This window comes from Salinimicrobium profundisediminis (genome assembly GCF_026241755.1).
In the GTDB taxonomy this organism is placed as follows: domain Bacteria; phylum Bacteroidota; class Bacteroidia; order Flavobacteriales; family Flavobacteriaceae; genus Salinimicrobium; species Salinimicrobium profundisediminis.
Window position 1 is genome coordinate 724 of the sequence record NZ_JAPJDA010000068.1, and the last position, 1,625, is coordinate 2,348.

The 1,625-nt window shown below is 39.6% G+C and carries 4 protein-coding genes; all 4 read left to right on the forward strand.

Annotated elements, in window-relative coordinates:
- The first annotated feature begins 7 nt into the window (after nt 1–7).
- Complete coding sequence (gene atpE / locus OQ279_RS18435; RefSeq protein ID WP_503167771.1) at nt 8–127, forward strand: ATP synthase F0 subunit C; 120 nt, start codon at nt 8–10, stop codon at nt 125–127.
- 154 nt (nt 128–281) lie between these two features.
- Nucleotides 282–803 (forward strand): F0F1 ATP synthase subunit B, encoded by a 522-nt coding sequence (gene atpF, locus OQ279_RS18440; protein ID WP_066442354.1) that lies wholly within the window; start codon nt 282–284, stop codon nt 801–803.
- Nucleotides 800–1,336 (forward strand): F0F1 ATP synthase subunit delta, encoded by a 537-nt coding sequence (locus OQ279_RS18445; protein ID WP_266071334.1) that lies wholly within the window; start codon nt 800–802, stop codon nt 1,334–1,336. The genes atpF and OQ279_RS18445 overlap by 4 nt, the downstream gene beginning before the upstream one ends.
- A gap of 24 nt (nt 1,337–1,360) precedes the next feature.
- The coding region (locus OQ279_RS18450) for an HAS-barrel domain-containing protein (protein ID WP_503167770.1) at nt 1,361–1,625 on the forward strand (265 nt) is incomplete at its 3' end.

Genomic DNA, 1,625 nt, shown 5'->3' on the forward strand with positions numbered 1-1,625 from the left:
GGAAGGAATCGCTCGTCAGCCAGAAGCTCGTGGTATGCTTCAATCTACAATGTTCATCGGGGTAGCTTTCGTAGAGGCGATTCCAATCATGGCGGTTGTTATCGCGTTTATGGTAATGGGTCAATAATCGGTATATAAAATTAGAAATGGCGAAGTCGATCGATAAGAACCTTCGCCATTCCTTTATGCCTAATATTTGGATTAGTGAATCAATTATCGAATGAAATATGGATACTATCTTAGATTCCAGATGAAGATTTCTGAAGGGAGTGAACTCGTCCGTGCTATTAAATGGTTTTGCCTTAGGGGCATCTTCTGGTGTATTTACCGGTGGAGATATCATTTTTACAATCTTCACATTTATTATATTGCTATTTTTAATAAAAAAGTTTGCATGGGGTCCATTAATGGGCATGATGCAGCAGCGTGAAGAATACATTGCAAACGAAATTACAGCAGCTGAAACTAGCAGAGTTGAGGCGAAAAAGTATCTGGACGAACAGCGTCAGTTATTAACAGAAGCTCGTACAGAAGCACAAACATTAATTGACAATGCAAAGAAACAAGCAGACATCCAAGGCCAGGAAATTACTGAATTGGCACAAAAAGAAGCACAGCGTCTGAAAGAATCTGCTGTACTCGAAATTGAACAGCAGAAGGAACAGGCTGTAGCGGCAATTCGTGATCAAGTAGCATCACTTTCCGTTTTAATTGCGTCTAAAGTTATCGAAAAAGAATTAACTGCAGAAGACCAACAGCAGTTAATTGATGAATATATTAAAGAGGCAGGGGAAAAACGATGAAGAGCGCTGCGGTTTCAAAACGCTATGCAATTGCTCTTTTTGACCTTGCCAAAGAACACCAGCTGATCGAGAGCATGGAGCAAGAGTTACTCGTAGTAAAAGATGTCATTCAAAATAGCGAAGAATTCCAAATGCTATTTCAATCTCCGAAAATTTCTATTCAAAAGAAGAAAGAGATTGTAAAGGATGCTTTTGCTTCGTTAAACGCTTTCGTTGTAAATACATTAATGATATTAATTGAACGCCACCGCGAGGATATTATTGCTGAAGTGGCAGATCAATTTATCGGACTTGCAAATGAAGCTAGAGGAATTGCTGAAGCAAAGGTTTATACAACAAGACCATTGACTGACGCTGAAAAACAAGCTTTATCAGCAACATTTGCAGCAAAGATTGGAAAAACATCACTTCGTATTGACAATATTATAGACACTAATCTGCTGGGCGGTATTAAGCTGCGAATTGGGAATACTATTTTCGATGGAAGCCTGCGCGGTAAGTTAGATCGTCTTGAGCGTCAATTGTTAGGATAAGATTCGTAGATAGGGGTGAAACTCATGAGCATCAAAGCTGAAGAAATCAGTGCACTGATAAAGAAGCAAATTGAAAACTATCAGTCGGAAATTCAAGTAAGTGAAGTGGGTACTGTAATCTCTGTTGGAGATGGTATTGCCCGTGTTCATGGCCTCGACAATGTCATGGCTGGAGAACTTGTTGAATTTTCAAACGGCGTTATGGGTATGGCACAAAACCTGGAAGAAAATAACGTTGGTATTATCATTTTAGGACCATTCACAGAAATCCGTGAAGGTGGCGAAGTGC